Origin of the sequence: Limosilactobacillus pontis DSM 8475 (assembly GCF_001435345.1) — a bacterium.
GTDB lineage: Bacteria > Bacillota > Bacilli > Lactobacillales > Lactobacillaceae > Limosilactobacillus > Limosilactobacillus pontis.
The window spans coordinates 1-1,518 of the sequence record NZ_AZGO01000009.1 but is presented as its reverse complement, the minus strand read 5'-3'; the positions used below and the strand labels follow the sequence as shown (position 1 = coordinate 1,518).

Below are 1,518 nucleotides of genomic sequence, written 5' to 3'. Positions count from 1 at the left end.
TCCGTTTTATTCCTTAGAAAGGAGGTGATCCAGCCGCAGGTTCTCCTACGGCTACCTTGTTACGACTTCACCCCAGTCATCTGTCCCGCCTTAGGCGGCTCCCTCCAAATGGTTAGGCCACCGACTTTGGGCGTTACAAACTTCCATGGTGTGACGGGCGGTGTGTACAAGGCCCGGGAACGTATTCACCGCGGCATGCTGATCCGCGATTACTAGCGATTCCGACTTCGTGTAGGCGAGTTGCAGCCTACAGTCCGAACTGAGATCGGCTTTAAGAGATTAGCTTGCCCTCGCGGGTTAGCGACTCGTTGTACCGACCATTGTAGCACGTGTGTAGCCCAGGTCATAAGGGGCATGATGATCTGACGTCATCCCCACCTTCCTCCGGTTTGTCACCGGCAGTCTCACTAGAGTGCCCAACTGAATGCTGGCAACTAGTAACAAGGGTTGCGCTCGTTGCGGGACTTAACCCAACATCTCACGACACGAGCTGACGACGACCATGCACCACCTGTCATTGCGTCCCCGAAGGGAACGCCTAATCTCTTAGGTTAGCGCAAGATGTCAAGACCTGGTAAGGTTCTTCGCGTAGCTTCGAATTAAACCACATGCTCCACCGCTTGTGCGGGCCCCCGTCAATTCCTTTGAGTTTCAACCTTGCGGTCGTACTCCCCAGGCGGAGTGCTTAATGCGTTAGCTCCGGCACTGAAGGGCGGAAACCCTCCAACACCTAGCACTCATCGTTTACGGCATGGACTACCAGGGTATCTAATCCTGTTCGCTACCCATGCTTTCGAGCCTCAGCGTCAGTTGCAGACCAGACAGCCGCCTTCGCCACTGGTGTTCTTCCATATATCTACGCATTCCACCGCTACACATGGAGTTCCACTGTCCTCTTCTGCACTCAAGTCACCCAGTTTCCGATGCACTTCTTCGGTTAAGCCGAAGGCTTTCACATCAGACTTAAGTAACCGCCTGCGCTCGCTTTACGCCCAATAAATCCGGATAACGCTTGCCACCTACGTATTACCGCGGCTGCTGGCACGTAGTTAGCCGTGACTTTCTGGTTGAATACCGTCACTGCGTGAACAGTTACTCTCACGCACGTTCTTCTTCAACAACAGAGTTTTACGAGCCGAAACCCTTCTTCACTCACGCGGTGTTGCTCCATCAGGCTTGCGCCCATTGTGGAAGATTCCCTACTGCTGCCTCCCGTAGGAGTATGGACCGTGTCTCAGTTCCATTGTGGCCGATCAGTCTCTCAACTCGGCTATGCATCATCGCCTTGGTAAGCCGTTACCTTACCAACTAGCTAATGCACCGCGGGCCCATCCTGGAGTGATAGCCGAAGCCATCTTTGAAATCAAAACCATGTGGTTTTGATTATTATGCGGTATTAGCATCTGTTTCCAAATGTTATCCCCCGCTCCAGGGCAGGTTGCCCACGTGTTACTCACCCGTCCGCCGCTCACTGGTAATCCATCGTCAAATCAGTGCAAGCACGTCATATCAGTTGGG

General features: G+C 53.3%; 1 rRNA gene. It reads right to left on the bottom strand.

The window, feature by feature from the left end:
* Positions 1–17: 17 nt before the first annotated feature.
* Positions 18–1,518: ribosomal RNA gene (locus FD34_RS00920) — 16S ribosomal RNA — on the bottom strand; the annotation flags it as partial.